This is a genomic window from Solibacillus sp. FSL R7-0668 (assembly GCF_038006205.1).
GTDB lineage: Bacteria > Bacillota > Bacilli > Bacillales_A > Planococcaceae > Solibacillus.
In genome coordinates this window covers 2091197-2112399 of sequence record NZ_JBBOUU010000001.1, presented here as the reverse complement: position 1 = coordinate 2112399, position 21203 = coordinate 2091197, and the positions used below count along the sequence as shown (strand labels likewise).

Below are 21203 nucleotides of genomic sequence, written 5' to 3'. Positions count from 1 at the left end.
TATGCAACCAATTAATATTGTCAACAGCATTTACGCGCCACTAGACCGCAAAAATGTTGATACAGACCAAATTATTTCAAAAGAATTTTTAAAGCGTATTGAGCGTACAGGCTTCGGTCAATTCGTATTTTATCACTGGCGCTTTGATGCAAACGGCAATCCAATTGAGGATTTCGTATTAAATAAACCCGCGTATAAAGGTGCAGAAATTTTAGTTGCGCAAGATAATTTCGGCTGTGGATCATCACGTGAACATGCACCATGGGCTATTTTAGATTATGGCTTCCGTGTTGTCATCGCGCCAAGCTTTGCCGATATCTTCCATAACAACTGCTTCAAAAACGGCATTTTACCAATTAAGCTAACCGAAGCAGAATGCGATGAGCTCCTTGAAAAAGGAATCGCCGAGGCACAAGCAATCGAAGTCAATTTAGAAGCACAAACCGTTACAACGGACTATGGTAAAACATATTCATTTACAATTGATCCATACTATAAAGAAATGCTACTGAACGGCTGGGATGAAATTTCGTTAACCTTCCAATACGAAGACCAAATCGCAGCTTATGAGAAAAATCGAGTAGCTTATTAACGATAAAACACCACAAACGCACCATAATAAGCGTTTGTGGTGTTTTTATTGTGCATATGTCCGAAATAAATGCAGTGCTAATGTAAGCTCCAATAATTGATCGGGCTCATTTAAAGAACGTTTTGTTAATTGTTCGATACGCTGCAAACGATGATAGAGCGTATTTTGGTGAATATGCAGCGCTTCAGATGTTTTTAAGATGGATCGATTATGTTCTACATAACAAATCAGTGTATCAAGCAGGACAGAATCTTTTTTCTTTATTAATGGCTCCAGCACCTGGGTTATAAAGTTTTGAATATCTTCACTCGCATGATTACCAAACAGGCGATTTATGCCGATTTCCTCGTAACGCACAATCGAGATACCTATACCCGTTTTTTGATGATGGCGAATAGCATGTTCACTTTCATTGAAGCTTGTACTGATTTTTAATAAGTTTTCTTGAATTGTACCGACACCAATCATAATCGGCTGCTGATGGAATTGTACCCAGCCTTCTAAATGGGTAGGTAATTGTTGAAGTAATTTTTCTCGAAAAGCCTCGTTAGCCTGAATAACCCAAACGACTTGATCCGCCTGTGTAAAAATAAAAGGATGAGACGGGTAGTAATGAGTCAAGTGTTCAATAAATTGCACAACATGCCAGTTCGTAAAATTGCTAATTTTTATAACGATGCAAAATGTTGGTACATAGATAGTTAAATGCAAATCCTCATAGCGAGGATCTAGTAAGGGTGCTTGTCCTGCTAAAATGTGTTGAAATAATTCGAAACGTTCCTTGAAGCTCGTTTGGCTTTTCACTTGAAATTGTATGGCCATTAACGCCAAACTAATACTCGCGTTTTCGAGAATTCGTTTATCATCTGCTTCAATTGGGTGCTCCGTCTCAAATAATAGAAAACCAAAAATTTGATGTTCATTTTTAACTGGATAAACATATGTCTTTTGCGGAAGTAAATGGATGCTTGGTTCAGTAATCGACTTTAATTGATTGACTGTATAATCAGATGGAAACGTATCGCGATTAAGTAAGTTTACATAGTGAATATCACGCTGTAAGAGAGCGATTGTTTGTTCTAAAATGAGCGATTCATTGGCATTATGCAATGTGAGATCTAAAAACAGCTGATGAATCGTGTTATTGTGCTCATAATCACGATTCAACTGTTCGATTTGCTCATAGGCTTCCGCATTTTTTAATGCTACGGCCGCTTGTGATGCGAAACTTTTTAAAAGCTGTAAATCGCGAAACTGAAAAGGCATTTTATTTGAATACTGATGAACAATCATAATACCGAATTTACGAGTGTCTGAAAAAATGGGTACCGCCATCGTGATGAGGTTTTTTGATGCATTATCACTTAACGCATGTTCAAGGGCAAGGGCATTTTGATGTGAAATATTCCACATAATTTTTTGTGCTGCGTTTATATCATAAATGCCTGATTCCCCAGTTTGAAATGTGTAACCCGCAATCCCTTCACCACTTGAAGGCGAGTAGTTAAAAATTGAATCAGTCGTACCTTTTTTAGCAACGGTAAATAAACGATTTTCCTTCTCGTCAAATAGCATAACAAATCCTCGGTCAATTGACGGGATGGCTTCTAGTGAGTATTCCATAATTTTTTGTAGCAGCGGCTTGATTTTTAAGTCGGAATTGAGTGCAATCATAATTTCTGAAATCGCCAATTGCTGTTCTTGTTGCTTTGTGTATAGCTGTTGGAAAAAGATTTTTTCGGCTTGAAGTTGCACGGTTTCAACATCAAAGCCGCGCAAGTCTAGTGCAATGTGGCAATACACAAAATAGCGCTCAGGGATAGTGGTTTCAAATGTAGTCGTAAAAAAGCCTGTCTGTTCGTCAAGGACAAATTTTGATGGAAGCGACTTCATGGTGGTAGGTATACCACTAAATAAAAACCACTCATTTGTAGCGCTGTATATGTAAAAAGTGCAATGTTCCTGTCCAATCACATGGTATCTTTGTACGCTCAAGGTGGACACGCTCCTTAAATTCTTTGTTTTTTAGAACTTTATACAATGGACCTTTAATAAAATTGTAACTTGTTCCAATGAAAATGTCTCTTATTTTTCGTAATATTTAGATAATTTAATAAGGAGGCGATAGTATGGAGCAAGCACAATTAAAAAATAGAAGTGCATGGATTTTAGCGGTCTTATATTTTGGGTGGATTGTATCTTATATAGACCGTACAGCTATCACGTTAGCTTTAACGAGCATTGGTAATGATTTAGTGTTAAATGCAACGCAGCTAGGGTTTGTGTTAAGTGCGTTTTTTATGGGTTATGCGTTTATGCAAATTCCAGGAGGTTGGCTAGCTGATCGCTTTGGGATTGTGAAAATTTTAATTATTGCTGTTTTATTTTGGTCATTTTTCACAGCGTTTACGGGCTTAGCCTGGTCTCTTACCACATTAATTATCATTCGCTTTTTATTTGGACTAGGTGAAGGTGGATATCCAGCGGCGAGTACGAAAGCTATTGCAACTTATTATGAAAAATCACAACGTACAAAAGCACAATCAACGATGATGTCCTCAAATATGATAGGTGCAGCGCTTGCTCCAATTGTTTGTGCACCCTTACTAATGATATTTGGCTGGCGTACAGTTTTTGTTATTATTTCTGCATTAGGTATCATCTTTGTTATAAGTCTATTGTTCTTCACACGCAATGCAATAACATATATTGCAGATCAACAAGATAAACCAAAAGGGTCATTTAAGGCAGTTTTAACGAATCCGTATCTTGTAAAAGTATTAATGATTTTTTTCTTTGTAAATCTTGCAAGCTGGGGCTTAAGCTCGTGGATGCCAACTTATTTAATGCAAGAACATAATATTAATATGGCGAGCATTGGAATAGTGGCGGCTATTCCGGCATTATTTGCAGCAGTCGGTATGATCATAAGTGGACGTATCATCACAAAATTAGGCTCGAAATCAAAGTATGGTGTCATTTTAGGGACGTCAATTTTAGCGATTGCGCTCATTTTAATGGCGAATACGACATCGATTATATTAATTATTGTGTACCAGTGTGTTGCGTTTTCATTTATGTCATTTGTCAGTGCGTTTATTTTCACAACCCCACATCGAGTAGTAGAAGAAAGTAATGTCGCGACAGCATTTGGAATTGTCAATTTTGGAGGACAGGCAGCAGGGATTTTAGCACCGACAATTATGGGTTTATTAATTACGGCATCAGGTGGCTCATTTAATACATCGTTTATTTTCTTAGCGGTTGTTTGTGGAATTGCAGCATGTATTGCGATGCTGTTACCAGTAAAGAAAACAGAAGTAGAAGAAATTAAATGGGAAGCAGTGGAGGGATAATTGATGAAAAAACAATTATTTAATCAAATGGAGCAAAGTGAGGCAACGTTTGCAAAAATGGCCAAGGAGATTTGGGACAACCCACAAATAGGGTATGAAGAAACATTTGCCTTTGAGCTACAAAAAAACTTTTTAGCGGAACAAGGCTTCCGGATTACCACGGGGAGCGGCGATATAGCAACAGCATTTGTGGCAGAGTGGGGAACAGGCGCACCCATTATTGGCTTTTTAGGTGAATTTGACGCATTACCAGGGTTTAGCCAACGAACAACAGCGACTCTTTCACCAATTGTTGAAGGTGGTCCTGGGCATGGTTGCGGACACAACTTACTTGGAACTGCTGGTGTTGAAGCCGTTGTAGCGCTTAAAAATACTATGGAAGCAGAGAAAATAGTCGGAACAATTCGTTATTATGGATGTCCTGCTGAGGAATTATTATCAGGTAAATCGTATATGGCACGTGCAGGGGTATTTGATGATTTAGACATCGTATACACATGGCATCCAGGGACGTTTAATATGGTGGTACATCCTTCCATGCAAGCATTAACGGGCGTTGAGTTTTTCTTTAGTGGTCGTACAGCACATGCAGCTGGCGCACCGCATTTGGGGCGTAGCGCATTAGATGGCGTAGAAATTATGAATGTCGGTTCAAATTATTTACGCGAGCATGTGCCAGATGGGTCACGAATTCATTATCAAATTACAAATGGGGGATTAGCGCCAAATATTGTACCCGATAAGGCAAGTGTTTACTATTTCTTGCGAGGAGCAACACGTGATGCGGTCGATGATTTATTACGTCGTTTAATACGTGTGGCAGAAGGGGCAGCGCATATGACGGAAACGACAGTGCGTTGGGAAATCCGTTCTGGTTGTTATGATTCATTGCCAAACATGACGCTAAATAACCAAATGTATGCGCAGTGGCAGGAAATACCACCAATTGATTTTACTGAAGAAGAGCAAGCCTATGCAAAAGCATTACAGCAATCCATCGAACCATCTGTTTTAGCTGGTGCAAATCATCAGCTTGCAATGATGGGCGTCGATGTGAGCCAACTATTTACGAAAGAACCGCTCAATATTCCACAGCTTTTCCGTCAATCAATGCCGGGTTCAAGTGATTTAGGCGATGTTTCTTGGATTGCGCCACTTGGACAGGTGACAACAGTGTGTGCACCACATGGGGTACAGGTGCATACTTGGCAAGCAACATCGTCATTTGGTACGTCTATTGGAATGAAAGGGATGCACTATGCTGCAAAAACAATGGCTGGTGCGGCACTGGATTCTTTATTAAATCCAGAAATTATTGTGAATGCTAGGGCAGAATTCGACCGTTTACGTGCGGGTAAAGAGTACATTTGTGCAATTCCTGATAATGTAATGCCACCGAAGTCAGTACCAGTAAAAGTTTAAAAAAATTTACGCTTGAATGCCTAGTATGGTACCTAGAGTTAGGGCACTTGAAAGGAGTGTGAAAACTTTAGGTACCATATTTAGGTTAAGTGTTTTTTTGTTTTAATTTTGTTTATATGTATTTGACACAGGCAGTATGATTACGGTCGATGGTGGCGTTGCTGATGCGTTTTAGCGATAATCATATTGATAGCATGACAAAAGGCGGTGTCGATTTTACGACAACCACCTTTCGTCATGAATCAGTATCTTACACAATAAAATAAATAATACACACTAATTAAATCGCCACCCAATGATCCTTAGACACTTCCACTAATTTCGTGTGTTCTACATCAAAACGGTTGGATAATAGCTGCTCTTCCGACATCACTTCACGCTTTTTCTGTTTTTCAATTGCTGGGTCTGGAATCGGGATTGAATTTAACAGCATTTTCGTATAAGGATGCTGTGGGTTCGCATATAATTCTTCACTTTCTGCGAGTTCCACAATTTTACCGCCATACATCACAGCGACACGGTCACTAATATGTTTCACCATTGATAAATCATGGGCAATAAATAAATAGGTCAAGCCTAGACGTTGCTGCAAATCTTTCAGTAAATCTACCACTTGCTTTTGAATCGACACATCAAGTGCAGACAACGGCTCATCGCACACAATAAATTGAGGCTCTACCGCTAGTGCACGGGCAATGCCAATTCGCTGACGCTGACCACCGCTAAATTCATGCGGGTAACGAAGCGCATGCTCTTTATTCAAGCCAACTAGCTCAAGCAGCTCTTCGACACGTGCACGGCGTTGATCTTTTGACGTTGTGAGCTTATGTAAATCTAACGCCTCACCAATAATATCAAGCACCTTTTTGCGCGGATTTAATGACGAATACGGGTCTTGGAAAATAATTTGCATATGACGACGCATGCTTTTTAATTCTTTTTTCGTTAAACGGCTTACAGGAACCCCTTTGTAGAGTACTTCACCATCAGTTGGTTCATGTAATTGAAGGAGGGTACGGCCTGTTGTTGACTTTCCAGAACCAGACTCTCCAACGAGTCCTAATGTTTCACCTGGGAAAATTTGAAATGATAAATCGTCAACCGCCTTTAAAACATTGCCTTTCGCGAGCTCGAAATGCTTGGACATATGCTTGACCTCAACAAGCGGCACGTTCCTATCTAGCTCTGGTGCTAACTGAGGCATTACTTTTGGATCTTTCTTTTCATGCAATTTCGGAAGTGCATTTAGTAAACGTTTCGTATAGTCATGCTGTGGATTGGCGAAAATTTCTTCGGTTGTCCCTTGCTCCACCACTTCGCCTTCCTTCATTACAATGACACGGTCACACATACCTGCCACAACCCCTAAATCATGGGTAATTAAAATAATCGAAGTACCGAGGCGCTGCTGCATTTGCTTCATTAATGAAAGAATCTGCGCTTGAATCGTTACATCAAGTGCTGTTGTTGGTTCATCAGCTATGAGTAGGGAAGGATTACAGGCAAGTGCCATGGCGATCATTACGCGCTGACGCATCCCGCCGCTAAATTCATGTGGATATTGATTGTAGCGCTCTTCACTATTTTTGATTCCGACTAATTTTAACAGTTCAATCGTTTTGGCATATGCTTCTTTTTTCGATAATCCCTGATGCTTGATTAGACCTTCCGCAATTTGGTCACCAATGCGGATTGTTGGGTTCGTCGAAGTCATCGGGTCCTGGAAAATCATACTAATATCTTTTCCGCGAATCGCTTCCATTTGCTTTTCGCTTTGCTGTACAAGATTTTTTCCTTGGAATTCAATCGACCCTGTTTTCAAATAGGAGGGCGGTGAAGGCAATAAGCGCATAATCGAACGCGCTGTTACACTTTTACCACTTCCTGATTCGCCTACAATGCCAACTGTTTCTCCCGCATTGACATGAAAGCTCACACCTTTTACAGCCTCAAATTCTGATTCATTTGTTATAAAAGAAACTCGTAAATCCTTTACGGTTAATAATTTTTCGCTCATTTTGGACTCATCCTTTAAAAATATTCACTATTTGATATTGACGAAATGATGTTGCTCATACATACTGTACTAAACAGGTAGGGATTATGCAATATAAAGTTTTCAATGATTCCGACATTTATAAAAAGAATACTAGAAAGGAGTTGCACAGGTGAAAGTAGTACAAATTTTACAGGACAGCTTTGAAAAAAATGCTTCACATAAAGGCTATTATGTTGCCTTTGTTTTATTGGGCTTCATCGTGCATATCGCTACATATATTCTGTATCGAAGTGGCGGTATGAAAACAAAAAGCAATGCGATTGCTATGCAAATCCAGCAAAAGCTAATTGATGATGGGCAAGTGCTTAACTGGACATGTGAATACGAAGCACAAGAGCGAACGAAAGCCACGTTTTTTAAACAATCGGTAGATGAACAAAAAATTAAGCTTCAAGCGCAGCAACTCACGCAACAAAAAATTCAACGTATGGTCGCGAAAGAACTAGCGGCACTAGGAATCGAGCAGAACACGTATCGCCATTATTTTGGGCAGCTATTAAAAAATCCATTATTTCTATTCATAAGCCTATTTCCCGGATTACTGATGTATGTATTACTTATCTTTACTTGTAATCCTTTTATTCGCTTTATCTTTGAAAGATTCCTTCAAAGTATTTTCGTTATTTTGGGGGTAGCGACACTTGTTTTTACCATTTTGTATATTTCGCCATTCGACCCTGCCCGCAATTTACTTGGGGCAGAGGCAACAGCAGAGCAGGTAGCGAATTTTAATCGTCTGTATGGCTTAGATCAACCGTATTTCGTCCAGCTATGGCACTCATTATCTGGATTATTTACATTTGATTTAGGAACGTCTTTTGCTGGGAAGGAAGATGTCACACAAAGTATTTTAAACAAATTCCCGGTAACGCTAGAAATCGCGCTGTTCTCCTTATTAATGGCAGTTGCAATTGCAATACCAGTAGGCATTATTTCAGCAGTTCGTCCCAATTCATTTATAGATTATGTATTTATGTTAATTGCCTTAATTGGTCTTTCGATTCCAAGCTTTTGGCAAGGGTTAATTTTTATCTTAACGTTTAGTTTAGAATTAAAATGGTTCCCAGCGACATACAATCCAAACAACTGGATGTCGCTCGTACTACCGATTGTCGTACTCGGGACCTCAATTACAGCCTCCATTGCCCGGATGACACGGTCGAGTATGCTGGAGGTCATTCATGAGGATTATATTATTACGGCAAAGGCAAAAGGCTTGTCAGGTCGCAAAGTTATTACCAAGCACGCGATTCGCAATGCAATGATCCCGATTATTACCGTTATTGGTTTATTATTCGGCGGTATGCTTGGCGGGGCTTCGGTAACAGAAAAGGTATTTAATATTAGCGGTCTCGGAAGCTATATAGTAGATAAGCAGTTTATTCCGGATATACCCGCTATTTTAGGTGGGGTTGTTTATATTGCGATTACGATTTCCATCGTCAATATGCTGATTGATATTTTATACGCATTCTTTGATCCGCGTATTCGTTCAAAAATGAAGAAGTCATAGGAGAGGGTAATAGGTGAAATTCATTTCTGATGTAAAACTGCTATTGAAAATCACACAAGAATATGTAAATGCACAGTTTACCATTGCTTTTTCATCGATTTTTTCAATATTGTTTTTACTTTATAGCTTTAATTTTAATGAACAAGTTTGGCGACCAGTAGTACTACTATTCTTCGCCATCTATGTTGTCACAACATTCTATGTAGCTTTTGTAGCCTCCTTAATAAAGAAGGATTTAGCTACACATAGTGAAATTTCAAAGCGTACGAGATTATTAGGCATTCCTTTAATTTTAACAATTTTCGTTGGCAATGTTTTTGCGTCAGGCTTTGGTTTTATGCTCGCGACGAGAAATAAAACAGCGGAATATACATTTGTCGTATATGCCTTCCATACACAAATCTTTATTTTACTCATCTCGAGTTTAAATATTTTTAAACCGTATGTCGTGGATACGTTTTTACTTGCGATGGGGGTGTTTATTGCCTTAGCAGTTGTTTATTTAGGTGCAGCGATATTGATTGCACGTCAAGTGACGCTAGCAACTGCGCCAAAATGGATGCTATGGCTTGGCGTTGTGCTCCTAATCCCAGTTGTAACGGGGAACTTTTTCTCACTGCTTGCAGGCATTACATTAATTCGTAAAGCTCGTAATGCGGATCCTTCAGCTGTTGAAAAATGGCAAAAGCTATGGGACAAAATTTTACGCAATACAATGGCATTATTCGGCTTATTTTTCATCGTCTTTATGTTTAGCTTATCGATTATTAGCCGCTGGACATTTGATTATGATTTCGCGGTTGAAAATAACTACAGTGCGTTATTATTAACGCCAACATTGGAATATCCGTTAGGGACGGATAACTTTGGTCGTGACCTGTTTTCCCGCATTGTGTTTGGTGCGCAAATTTCACTCATTGTTGGTTTTTGTGCCACGGTCATTCCCGCGTTAATCGGAGGGGCGCTTGGTGCCATTTCGGGGTATTATGGCAAAAATACGGACAATATCATTATGCGCGCATTGGATATCCTCTATGCGATTCCAGGGATTTTACTGGCGATTGCGATTATTGCGGCATTTGGTGCGAATACAATGAATTTAATTATTGCCTTAAGTGTTGGCGCCATCCCTACGTATGCGAGGACGATGCGTGCAAATGTCATGCAAATTTCCAATTATGAATTTGTGGAATCTGCGCGTGCGTTAGGCGCAAGTGATGGAACAATCATCTTCAAGCATATTGTGCCCAATGCACTGGCACCGATGATTGTAAAGGCAACATTGACCATTGGTGGCGCGGTCATTTCGACGAGTAGTTTAAGCTTCCTTGGACTTGGGATTGAACCGCATATTCCAGAGTGGGGAAATATTTTAAAAGTCGGGAGCACCTATTTGGAGTCACATTCCTATTTAGCCATTTTCCCAGGGTTATGTATTATGCTCCTTGTTTTATCATTTAACTTTTTCGGTGATGGCTTGCGTGATGCACTAGATCCGAAATCAAATTAACTTTTTGGAGGAATTTACTTATGAACAAGAAATTATTTACGTTAGCTTCAACGGCAACAATTGCTGCGGTGGCATTAGCAGGCTGTGTGGAAACAAAATCGGATGTCAAAGAAAATGATGGAAACACAACGGAAACTGCAAGTGCAACACCAACAATAGAGTTATTAGGCATGGCTGCTTCAGAGCAGGACATGAACATTGTGCGTGATCAATTGGTGAAAAACGGATTTGATGTAAAGCTAAACATCCAACCAGATTATGGCTCATTCAAAGCACAACAAGATGCCGGCAATTTTGATATCTCGATTTCAAGCTGGACGACGGTAACAGGTAACCCTGACTATGCAGTACGTGGATTATTTAAAACAGGTGGCGACTACAGCGATACGTCAGATGAAACGGTAGATAAATTAATAGACGAAGCGAGTACATTAACAGGGGACGAAGCAAAGGAAAAGTATAAAGAGCTAGAACAAGCGCTTGTATTCGACAATGCTTACATAGCACCTTTATACATTTCACAAAAATTCCAAGGGATTTATAAAGTCGAAGTCAATCCAGATACAGTGCGTTTACCAAAATCACGTGCACAGGCTTGGGAATCAATTTCATTCAATGATGTAGCGAAAAATAGTTCTGAAACGTTAATTTTACATCAAGCGTTAGGTTCATTAACTTCACTTGACCCAGTAAAAGCAAATGACGGCTCAATCAATACATTAAACACAAATATGTATGTACGACTAGTCAATTTATCTGATACAGATGAAGTTGTTTCAGAGGGTTCATTATCCTATGATCATGCAGCAGCTGAAAATAATGAAGAATACTATTTTGTATTACGAGATGATATCAATTTTGCAAAAGTAGAAGGCGACAAAGCAGTGGATACAGGCGATTTAGTATCGGCAGAGGATGTTGTGTTCTCCTTAAACCGTGCTAAAGATAAAGATGCGGTACCAGATCACCGTACGTATTCCATTCACGAAAATATTGATACAGTCGAAATTGTATCTGATATTACAGCCCTCGAATCTGTAAAAACGGCTGATGGGAAATCTGTGTTAGAAGAGCTTTCTGATCAATTACCTGCAGCGATTTCAGAAATCGTAACAGATGAAAAAGCGGTAGATAACGCAGCAGGGAAATACCAAGTAATTAAGCTAACTACACCAAAACCATTCCCGCAAGTTTTAAACTATTTAGCGCACCAATCAGGTGGAATTGTATCGGAAAAAGCGGTAACGGCAGTCAACACATTTGACGTCGCAAGCTATGATCCAAATACGGATATTGCATACGGTGACCAAGCAACGGTGACAGAAGGCGCAACATATGCAAACCATTTAGCAGCATCAGGTCCATATATTTTAGTGAAGAAAAATGACTATGAGGCGACATTTGTGAAAAACCCTGCTTACCAAGTAGGTACGGAAAATGAGCCGAAAATTAATAATATCTCCGTTCGCTTCATCCAAGACAATGACAGCGCACTATCAGCATTACGTAACGGTGAGATTCACGTGTTACAATCAGTACCTGAAACAAAAACAGATGTTGTAGAAGGAGATGCTAACTTACAGCTGAAAACAGCAGATAGTAACGCCGTATCGTACTTATTATTTAACACAACGGGCCGTGAAACATCAAAATCAGTAGATTTACGTAAAGCTGTTCTTTACTCAATCAACCAAGATGAGTTCATCAGCTACTACCAAGATAAGAAAAAACCAGCTGTATCAACGGTTTCTCCTTTAGTAGACACAGGTCTTAAACTAGAAGCAGATGCAGCAAAAGTAAAGGAATTCTTAAACGCTTATAACGAATCTAAATAATTTTTGAATTAACCGAAGCTACGTTAACGTGAGCTTCGGTTTTTGTTTATAAGTTACTTGGAGAATGACAGTTTCAATTAAATGAATCTCAGAATCGGCTAAGATACTAAATTTAATTCAATAATTTATGCATTACAATTCAATAATTGGGCAACCTCTATTTTATACATAATTAAAGATGGAGGGAGTTAGGTGTCTTCTTTAGAAACGATTAACTGGTTAAAGGAACAATTAAAAAGTACAAATGAACTAACTCAGAAAACATTAGAAGATGAACAAAAACATGCCCTATTATTTTTTATTAAGCCTCTTATTAATCAAGAATTGCTACAACAAATTATAATAAAGCCCTTTTTTGAGATGTCTTCGGAACAAAAATTTAGACAGTATATGAAAGCATTGCCGTTCTATCAAGAAGCGGAGTCAAAGGAGGAATTAAAATCAGAATTAATGTATGGAAATGTAGTCGTCATTATTCAAAATGAGTGCTATTTACTCGATTTTAAATTAACTTCAAATGAAAACGCGAACACTACGAATGTAGAAACAACTATACATGGCTCACAAGCGGCATTAAGTGATAATCTTTCTACAAATATTAATATGATTCGTTCTACTTATCACCAGTCTACATTGTTTGTAGAGTATTTTAAAATAGGAAAAGTAAATCAACAAAAGATTGCAATCGTTTATGATCAGCAGAAGGTAAATGCTGATTTATTAAAAATGATTCAAAAAAAATTGCAGCATGTTAATAATCAAATTATTACTACAACAACACAGTTAAATAATTATTTAAACAATACGCGCTTTACATTATTTCCGCAAATGATTATGACAGAACGTCCAGATCGTATTGTCTATAATCTAGATGGAGGTAAGGTCATTTTATTAGTAGACGGAGATCCACAGGCACTAGCTGCACCTGTTTCCTTTTTCGATTTTATGACGACGATGGAGGATAATTATCATACATTCTTTATCACTTTTTTTTTAAGAATTCTCCGTTATACAGGTTTATTCATCAGCCTTCTTCTGCCAGGAATTTATATAGGAATCACCTCATTTGCTCCTGAAGTTTTTCGTACGGAATTAGCTTTGACTATTGCTGGCAGTCGAATCGGAGTTCCTTTCTCTTCATTTGTTGAAGTGCTCTTTATGCTTTTCTTTATGGAGATGCTTTTAGAGGCTAGTATTCGGCTCCCCAAAGCGGTAAGTGCTACTGCAACTACAGTAGGTGGGTTAATTTTAGGGACGGCGGTTACAGAGGCTTCTCTTGCGTCAAATATTATGGTCATCATCGTTTCTGCAGTTGCTATTTCTACCTTTGTAATTCCTGTCAATGAAATGGCCTTTTCCATTCGCGTCGTTCGATTATTTTTTATTCTCGTTACTACAATATTTGGTTTAGCGGGATTAGCACTAGGTCTGTTTGCATTAATTATGTATTTAGTGAATTTAGATAGCTTTGGAGAGCCTTATTTGAAATTTAGCCCAACAAGGAAAAAAGGGGAAGTACGGAGGGATGAGTATGAGTAGATTTTATTACTACTTAATATTAATTAATATGGTAGCCAATATTATTGCTTCCGTTCCTGCAATACTCTTGCATTATCATAAGGAAGGCGCAGTGTCTGCTATGATTATGGCACTAATATTTGGAGTTCTTCTAATCACGATTTATACACGCTTTTTTAATTCCTTTCCTGGAAAAACATTACCAGAGCTTTTGGCAACAACAACAGCTAAATGGTTTCACTTACCATTTGTCTTTTCATTAGCCGTCATTTGGTTTGTTGCAGGATTGATAACATTAATCACGTTTACATTTCTGCTTATTCGATATCTTACCCCGGAAATGCCCATTATTCAAATTTGCCTAGCCCTAAGTTTATCCGTTATTTTTGGTTGTTTAATGAAAACTGAACGTGTGTTATATACAGTTGAAATTATTTTAATTATTTCGAGTCCTCTTATTATATATATTTTTATTAAAGCTTATGGCAGTGATAATTTAAAGTGGGATTTTGTAAAGGAAGCCGCTTTGTACGTGAATCAGTATCCTAATTTCAATTCCTTCTCTGCTAGTTTTTTTATATTTTTAGGAGTTGCAAACTTATTTCTTTTTAATCGTTTTTTTAAAGAAAAACAAACTTTTCGTATGAAGCAACTTGTATTCATTTTCATGATTTCTATTGTTACATTATTTACGACATATTTTATTCCAATAGGTTTTAACGGATTCGAACATATTGACGAGCTCGTTTATCCTTGGATTTCTACATCAGATTCATTAAACATGGATTTCTTTGTGATTGAGCGCGTTCTATTTATTTTTTTGTTGTTTTATCTAGGAATCGCCTTTTTAAGTATTTTAATTCATTGGCATGTCTCTTTAGAGCTTTTAAAGTTTGTTTTCAAATTAGATGACATTAAATATAAAGAAAAAGTTATCGGGAACTATCTTCCTATCCCTTTTTTCATATCTATCTCGTTACTTATGGTGAGCTTACTAAATGAATATCAACTGTTTCGTTACTCGAGTTACTTTTATCATCTCGTCGTTGTCATTTTTCCAATAATGGTCATTTTATTTTTCTTTATAAAAAGGAGGATGAAATATGCCAAGTAACCACATCAAAAAGAAGCATTTTATTTTTTTGTTACTACTATTCCTTCTATTCTTAACAGGCTGTGCATTTAAGGATATCGATAAAAATGTATTTGTTGCAATGATTGCTATAGATAAGTCTGATGAAGAAAAAAAACCATACAAAATAACGTTAAAAATTTATGAACCAGTTAGTTCCTTTAAGCAATCAACACAACCTGAATATTCGTATATTTCCGAATCAGGGGAAACGCTATCTGAAGCTATTCGTTTATTGCAATCGTATACTGATAAGGAGTTAGATTTCGGACATACGAAGCTGATCGTCATAGGGGAAGAACTTGTTAAAGAAGAAAAAAATCACGAGATCTTAGATTTTTTGATACGTAGACCAGATATTCAAATGATTTCATGGATTGCGGTTGGCCGACCTACTGCAGATGAAGTCATCAAGTTGGAACCAAAGGGAGAAAGAGCCGGATACCCGGAATTATTCAATTTTTTAGATCATAATGGAACTGAAAGTCAATATGTAGTCACAACGTATTTATTTCATTTTAGAAGAAATATGAAGGAATATGGGATTGATCCTGTTTTACCCATTATCGAAATCGATGCGGAAAACAAACATTTTAAAATTAATAAGTCATTATTAATAGCAAACAATAAGCGACCGTATGAGTTAAATTCACTTAATACGGCACTATACAATATATTAAGGGAAAAAACCAATCATGCAGAGGTTGTCATTATGGAAGATGGTGAACAGTTTATTGCAAAAATTGACACAATAAAATCAAACTATAAAGTAAATATTCTAAATGACGATAAAATAGAGCTTGAGATTGAAATGGGGTTATACGGTTATATATCTGAATCCAAAAAGGCTTTAAATAATATGGAATTACCGAAATATAACAAACTGTTAAAAAAGGAGGCTGAGGAAAAATTTAAGGAGTTTTTAGATGAGCTGAAAAAAATAGGTTATGATCCATTAGGCTTTGGGATTAATTATAAAGGACAGAAACTGCATAATCACAGAATGAGTAAAGATGAATGGCAAGAGGCATATAAAAATGCAAAAGTAAAAATCAAGGTCAACCCAGGTTTAAAAAGTACCGGCTCCATACAGTAGTAGATTGTTGAAAAAGTAACAGGCATTTCACTTACCGCAGATAAGTTCGATGCCTGTCATCTCATTATTTGGGGTTGGGAACCAGTTTAAAAATACAATTACAATAAGCGTTTCAATATACATAAAATAAGGAAAATCAAACAACCAATTCTATTTTCATGTTACACTACTGTTACGATTGAAATATTAGAAAGGTTGATCGAGATGAAAAACAAAAAATCAGCATTATTACTATCATTAGCCGCCATTCCAGCCGCTGTGACATTTGCTAGTAATGATGTAGCTGCCAACAATACATATGACTGGACCCAAGCGCAGGAAGTCGTCAAATTAATCGATAAAATTGATCCGAAAAGCACTACATATAATTACTATTTAACAGAAGCGTATAATGCCTATTACCGCTTGTCCGAATACGAGCGTCAATTTGTATCGAATGCCAGTCGTCTCTTTTATTACTATAATAATACAAGCTCCGATGGTAACCATGTTCAACCCGGAATAGACAGCTTTATCAAAAAAATGAATGCCATTTCGATCGGTAAGGCGACATTTTTACGTGATGTCAAAGAAGCCAATCGTTCTTATGATTCCTTGACGGAGGCACAAAAGGCGGGGGTTCCTCACTATTATGTGACACAACTGACTACATATAATACGAATATTGCGAAGATGACAGCGGTCGAAAATAGCTTCAATGCGCTCGATGTTATGGATACAAACTATGTGGCCAATTATTTAGCAGCCTTACGTGATTACAATACGCTCGATTACAACTATCGAAAGTTAATCGAAAAAACTGTAAACATAAAAATCGAGCAATATAATCAATACCATAATACAGATTACAATCGTTCCATTGCCCAGCAGGTGATTACAGCGATTTCCAAACTGACGACTTCCTCACATGAAGCAGATGTTGCGAAAGTTCGCGCCTTATACAATGGTTTAACATCACTCCAAAAGAGCTATATCGCCAATTATCGCGACCTGCAATATATTGAGGATGTACAAAAGAACATCCCGAACGGCTGGAATCCAGATTATGTAGATGAAAATGAAGAAGAAGTGATTCCAAATGACAAGATTTCTGTTATCGAAGACGGATCGACCTACACGATTTACTTACCTGTTTCAAAAATGAATCCGCGTTCGGCTACGACAATTAAAGTGTCTAACACAATCACGCTGGTAATACCAAAGTCAGCCGTTCCCGAATCCAACGAAAGTGCTGTCATAGTGATGACCATTGACGATTATGAGGATTACGGCTTAAACTTTTATGCGTCTATTTACGATAAGGAACTTGAATTTTCCACGTATATCGATATTATTGTCAAAGGCTTAAACGCAGACGATACAATCGTAAAAGTTGCAGAAAATGGAGATACTGTGGCCGCACCGCATAAACGAACAGCAAAGCAACATACGATTAAAACGAAGACATCTAATGAATATGCCGTTGAAAACGACGAGCTCTTCTTTTATGATGTCGTCACTGAGCCACTTCGATATGAAATTTTGCAATTAGCTAAGCGTAAAATTGTCTCGGGCCCAGAAGAAAATTATTACAGACCCAAAGCAAATATCACGCTTGCACAATATGCCACGATGATTAGTCGCGCGATGGACTTACCACCAGCGGACCGTGCATCAAATGGTGACCTTCAAGGAAAGTGGTATGAGGATGCGATGGAAGCACTTGTTGCAGCCAATATTTTAGACAGCAATCATTCACCAAATCAAATTGTGACTCGTAAGCAAGCAGCTCAAATATCCATTCGAATGTTAGAGCATGCAGGCATTCCGATTTCCGCACCGAACTATTCGGCTGTCCGATTTAAAGATTTTAAGCAAATGACCGAAGCGGACCGGTATTATGCAGCCGTTGCCAACGAGTTAGGCATTTTTGATGGAAAAGTAGATGGTCGCTTTGATCCAAACGGCCAGTTAACACGCGCGCAAATGGCCAAAGTATTGCAGCGCACATTAAAACATGCGAAAATGATGTAAATTAAAAAGATGTTCAGAATGGCGACTGCCCATTTTGAGCATCTTTTTTAACGTTGCTCTAAAAACGGGGAATAGTAGTAATTAGAGCGCACTGAAAAGCATGAGTATCTAAAAAAAACATTTGTCAAAAAAAGAAATTCCTCAAATTCAAAAATATATAAACTTTTTAAGCCGATTCGTCCGTCTAATAGATGTCTAAAAAAATAAGAGAGGTCCTACACAATGAATCCAACGATTGAAGAGCTATTTATTAATTATGTGCGGGACAACAAAAATCAGCTTTATCTTTTAGCCTATAGCTATGTCAAAAATGAGCAAGACGCCCTCGATGTCGTACAAGATAGTATTCAAAAAGGTTGGGTAGCCTTAGAAAAGCTTGAAAATCATAGTCAAATGAAAAGTTGGTTTTACAAAATTGTTGTTCGTACAGCCATTGATTTTTTACGCAAAATGAAGCGAATTCGTGTAACAGATGATGAGACACTTCTGTATTTATGCGAAGAAACGGAGGATACGTATAAGGATACAGACTTGAATAATGCGCTTGATACATTGCCTTTATCATTAAAACAAGTTATCATCCTACGCTATTTTGAAGATTTAAAATTAGAGGACGTATCAGACGTACTCGAAATCCCTTTAAGTACGGCCAAATCCAGGCTGTATAAAGCATTAAAGCTTTTAAAAATCGAATTACAAGACGAGGAGAAGTGGTATCATGGATAAAAAATTATCAAAATTAAAAAAGGAATATGAAAACGTGGCGATACCAGAGGAGCTTGAAGAGGTAGTTGAGCAGGCATTAAAGCGCAATACAAAAAAACGATTCAAGGCAAGATGGTTGGGTGTAACGGCAGCTGCGGCAGTTATGGCATTTACGATTACCGTAAATACCAATATGACATTGGCAAAAAATATTTCGCAAATTCCGATTTTGGGTTCAATTGTGGAAGTGCTGACGATTTCCAAAATTGAAGATCACCAAGGTAATCACCAAGCAACCATTGAAATTCCAAAAATCTCAGGTGAATCGGAGGAAATTGCCGCACTCAATGCACAATATGCCGAAGAAGGACGTGAATTGTATGAGCAATACCTTCAATTTTCTACAGAAATGGATAAGGATGGGCACTATGGTATTGATAGTGGCTATGTTGTGTTGACTGACAATGAACAGCTATTGTCATTTGGGCGCTATGTTGTCGAAATCGTCGGTTCATCTTCAACGGTAATGAAATATACTACAATCGATAAAAAGGAGCAAATCGCCATTACATTACCAAGCCTATTTAAAGATGATCGTTATATTGAAACGCTTAGCACATATATTGCTGATGAAATGCGACGTGAAATGGCTGAATCGAATGGGGATAAAACCTATTGGGTAAAAACGGAAACGAGCGAAGATATATTCGAAAACTTCGAAACGATTAAAGCCGACCAAAACTTTTACATTACAGATGAAGGCAAGCTCGTTATTGCATTTGATAAATACGAGGTTGCACCGGGCTATATGGGGCTAGTTGAGTTTGAAATTCCAACAGAACTTATTGAAGGCCAATTAGTAAGCAATCAATATGTAAAATAGAAAAAATGTATAATTAATACAAATAATTGCGTAAGTAGACAAATTATTCTAAATCTTCCATGTTATAATTTATAAAGGTAGGTGTATTTTTATAGATGTTGGAGGATGGGGTTATGAATAAATTGACAAAAACAGCTTTTGCTTCGACTTTAGGGGCGACTTTAATGCTCACTTCAATTGCACCAGCTGTTCAAGCTGAGCAAGCTGCACCTGAGATAAGCAACTGGGCATTGGAAACGTTAAACGATGGGGAAAAGTACGGAATTTTCCCACTTGAATGGTATTATGAAGATTTCCAAACAGCTATTTCTCAAGAGCGCTTAAATACATTAGTACAATTAACTGCAGAAAAAATCGCTTCGTTGGATTTAGAGAAAAATGATCAATTCAAACCAGCTGTCGTTAAAGGCAATAATACACGTGAAGATATCGTCAACCGCTTATACAATATCGTTGCGCAATATAATATTGGCTCGGAAAATGACCCCGTAAAAGATATGCAAAAGCGTAATGTATTGCTTGGATCTGGTGCAGGACTAATGCTGGAAGACAAGGCAACGACGCAGCAGGCTGTTATTTTTGCGATTCGCTTAATTCAGGATGTTTATGAGCAAGCAAATGCTGGAGCTAAAGGGGTTGCTTGGGTCGTAGCGGACGAGGATACAACGGTCTATTTATTAGGCTCGATCCATCTCGGTGTGCCAGATTTGTACCCAATGCATAAAAAGCTAACAAATGCCTTTAACGACTCACAAGGTCTATTTGTAGAAGCGAATATTTTGGATCCTGAAGGCATGGCCTACTATATGGAACAAGCAATTTACGAAGAGGGCAAATCGATTAAAGATGATATTAGCGAAGCAACGTATGCCAAGCTTCAAGAGGTAGCTAAGCTGTTAGAGATGCCAATTGAGGAACTAGAAGCAATGAAACCGTGGTTAGTAGCAAATAATTTTTCAACATTAGCGATGGATGGAGCGTTTGGTTTATCCGTTGAGGAATTGGCGATGCACGGCATTGATATGCAATTTTTACTAAGTGCTTACTTACAGCAAAAGCCGATTTATGAACTAGAAGGCGTGAATGCACAGGTCGATATGTTCAATGGCTTATCAAAAGAAGCGCAGGAAGAATCACTAGTGAGCGTGCTAGATAGCATTCTAGAGCCAGTTGAACAATCGGATGAAGATATAGCATTACTGTCAGAATGGTTTATGAACTGGAAAACGGGAGATGTCGAAAACTTCGCGAAAAGCTTAGCGGAAATGGAAGGCGATGTTTCAGAGTTTGCCACGATGCTATTCGGTCAACGCGATGAAAACATGGCGAAGTCGATTGTAGATGTGCTTAAAAACGAGCCGGGCAAATTCTTTGTCGTAGTAGGAGCTGGCCATTTCTTAGTCGACAAAAACATTCGCTACCATTTAGAGCAAGCTGGCTACAGCGTAACACCGTTTTACGAATAAATTTTATCGAACCCTCACTTTTAAAAAGTGGGGGTTTTCAATAACATGAAAAGCTCTAATACTCCATGAGGATACGTGCGATTTTTCAAAAATGCTTACGACT

At 38.0% G+C, this 21203-nt stretch carries 15 protein-coding genes; 13 read left to right on the top strand and 2 right to left on the bottom strand.

Annotated elements, in window-relative coordinates; genetic code table 11:
* Position 1 precedes the first annotated feature (1 nt).
* A complete protein-coding gene (gene leuD, locus MKX47_RS10225) occupies positions 2–592 on the top strand; it encodes a 3-isopropylmalate dehydratase small subunit (RefSeq protein ID WP_340773694.1) in 591 nt (196 codons plus the stop codon).
* 45 nt (positions 593–637) lie between these two features.
* Here leuD and MKX47_RS10220 read toward each other — a convergent pair whose 3' ends face one another.
* Positions 638–2587: a helix-turn-helix domain-containing protein gene (locus MKX47_RS10220; RefSeq protein ID WP_340773692.1), complete on the bottom strand. Its 1950-nt coding sequence runs from the start codon at positions 2585–2587 to the stop codon at positions 638–640.
* A 134-nt stretch (positions 2588–2721) separates the two neighbouring features.
* On the opposite strand from MKX47_RS10220, the gene MKX47_RS10215 reads away from it, so the two are divergent.
* Both MKX47_RS10215 and MKX47_RS10210 read left to right on the top strand, forming a co-directional pair.
* Positions 2722–3948, top strand: a complete 1227-nt coding sequence (locus MKX47_RS10215) for an MFS transporter (RefSeq protein ID WP_340773690.1) — start codon at positions 2722–2724, stop codon at positions 3946–3948.
* Between the two features lie 3 nt (positions 3949–3951).
* Complete coding sequence (locus MKX47_RS10210; RefSeq protein ID WP_340773688.1) at positions 3952–5370, top strand: amidohydrolase; 1419 nt, start codon at positions 3952–3954, stop codon at positions 5368–5370.
* Positions 5371–5650: 280 nt separating this feature from the next.
* Here MKX47_RS10210 and MKX47_RS10205 read toward each other — a convergent pair whose 3' ends face one another.
* Entirely contained in the window at positions 5651–7387 is a 1737-nt protein-coding gene (locus MKX47_RS10205; RefSeq protein WP_340773686.1) for an ABC transporter ATP-binding protein, read from the bottom strand.
* 151 nt (positions 7388–7538) lie between these two features.
* On the opposite strand from MKX47_RS10205, the gene MKX47_RS10200 reads away from it, so the two are divergent.
* From MKX47_RS10200 to MKX47_RS10155, 10 genes are all read left to right on the top strand, one after another.
* On the top strand, positions 7539–8942 hold the full coding sequence (locus MKX47_RS10200; protein WP_340773684.1) for an ABC transporter permease: 1404 nt from the start codon (positions 7539–7541) through the stop codon (positions 8940–8942).
* A 13-nt stretch (positions 8943–8955) separates the two neighbouring features.
* Positions 8956–10452, top strand: a complete 1497-nt coding sequence (locus MKX47_RS10195) for an ABC transporter permease (RefSeq protein ID WP_340773682.1) — start codon at positions 8956–8958, stop codon at positions 10450–10452.
* 20 nt (positions 10453–10472) lie between these two features.
* Positions 10473–12287, top strand: coding sequence for an ABC transporter substrate-binding protein (locus tag MKX47_RS10190; protein WP_340773681.1), 1815 nt, complete (start codon positions 10473–10475; stop codon positions 12285–12287).
* A gap of 192 nt (positions 12288–12479) precedes the next feature.
* Positions 12480–13826 (top strand): spore germination protein, encoded by a 1347-nt coding sequence (locus MKX47_RS10185; RefSeq protein ID WP_340773679.1) that lies wholly within the window; start codon positions 12480–12482, stop codon positions 13824–13826.
* Positions 13819–14919, top strand: a complete 1101-nt coding sequence (locus MKX47_RS10180; RefSeq protein WP_340773677.1) for a GerAB/ArcD/ProY family transporter — start codon at positions 13819–13821, stop codon at positions 14917–14919. Before MKX47_RS10185 ends, MKX47_RS10180 begins: the two co-directional genes overlap by 8 nt.
* The gene (locus MKX47_RS10175; RefSeq protein WP_340773676.1) at positions 14909–16033 is read left to right on the top strand and encodes a Ger(x)C family spore germination protein; all 1125 of its coding nucleotides are present in this window, start codon (positions 14909–14911) and stop codon (positions 16031–16033) included. Before MKX47_RS10180 ends, MKX47_RS10175 begins: the two co-directional genes overlap by 11 nt.
* Before the next feature lie 204 nt (positions 16034–16237).
* The gene (locus tag MKX47_RS10170; protein WP_340773674.1) at positions 16238–18046 is read left to right on the top strand and encodes an S-layer homology domain-containing protein; all 1809 of its coding nucleotides are present in this window, start codon (positions 16238–16240) and stop codon (positions 18044–18046) included.
* A 222-nt stretch (positions 18047–18268) separates the two neighbouring features.
* Positions 18269–18772, top strand: coding sequence for an RNA polymerase sigma factor (locus MKX47_RS10165; protein WP_340773672.1), 504 nt, complete (start codon positions 18269–18271; stop codon positions 18770–18772).
* On the top strand, positions 18765–19634 hold the full coding sequence (locus MKX47_RS10160) for a DUF3298 domain-containing protein (protein ID WP_340773670.1): 870 nt from the start codon (positions 18765–18767) through the stop codon (positions 19632–19634). The genes MKX47_RS10165 and MKX47_RS10160 overlap by 8 nt, the downstream gene beginning before the upstream one ends.
* Positions 19635–19747: 113 nt before the next feature.
* Positions 19748–21100, top strand: coding sequence for a TraB/GumN family protein (locus tag MKX47_RS10155; RefSeq protein ID WP_340773668.1), 1353 nt, complete (start codon positions 19748–19750; stop codon positions 21098–21100).
* Positions 21101–21203 lie beyond the last annotated feature (103 nt).

What these genes read in the sequence shown, in the direction of transcription:
- leuD (WP_340773694.1), top strand. Translation starts at nt 2, where the DNA reads ATGCAACCAATTAATATTGTCAACAGCATTTACGCGCCACTAGACCGC.
- MKX47_RS10215 (WP_340773690.1), top strand. Translation starts at nt 2,722, where the DNA reads ATGGAGCAAGCACAATTAAAAAATAGAAGTGCATGGATTTTAGCGGTC.
- MKX47_RS10210 (WP_340773688.1), top strand. Translation starts at nt 3,952, where the DNA reads ATGAAAAAACAATTATTTAATCAAATGGAGCAAAGTGAGGCAACGTTT.
- MKX47_RS10205 (WP_340773686.1), bottom strand. Translation starts at nt 7,387, where the DNA reads ATGAGCGAAAAATTATTAACCGTAAAGGATTTACGAGTTTCTTTTATA.
- MKX47_RS10190 (WP_340773681.1), top strand. Translation starts at nt 10,473, where the DNA reads ATGAACAAGAAATTATTTACGTTAGCTTCAACGGCAACAATTGCTGCG.
- MKX47_RS10180 (WP_340773677.1), top strand. Translation starts at nt 13,819, where the DNA reads ATGAGTAGATTTTATTACTACTTAATATTAATTAATATGGTAGCCAAT.
- MKX47_RS10175 (WP_340773676.1), top strand. Translation starts at nt 14,909, where the DNA reads ATGCCAAGTAACCACATCAAAAAGAAGCATTTTATTTTTTTGTTACTA.
- MKX47_RS10170 (WP_340773674.1), top strand. Translation starts at nt 16,238, where the DNA reads ATGAAAAACAAAAAATCAGCATTATTACTATCATTAGCCGCCATTCCA.
- MKX47_RS10165 (WP_340773672.1), top strand. Translation starts at nt 18,269, where the DNA reads ATGAATCCAACGATTGAAGAGCTATTTATTAATTATGTGCGGGACAAC.
- MKX47_RS10160 (WP_340773670.1), top strand. Translation starts at nt 18,765, where the DNA reads ATGGATAAAAAATTATCAAAATTAAAAAAGGAATATGAAAACGTGGCG.
- MKX47_RS10155 (WP_340773668.1), top strand. Translation starts at nt 19,748, where the DNA reads ATGAATAAATTGACAAAAACAGCTTTTGCTTCGACTTTAGGGGCGACT.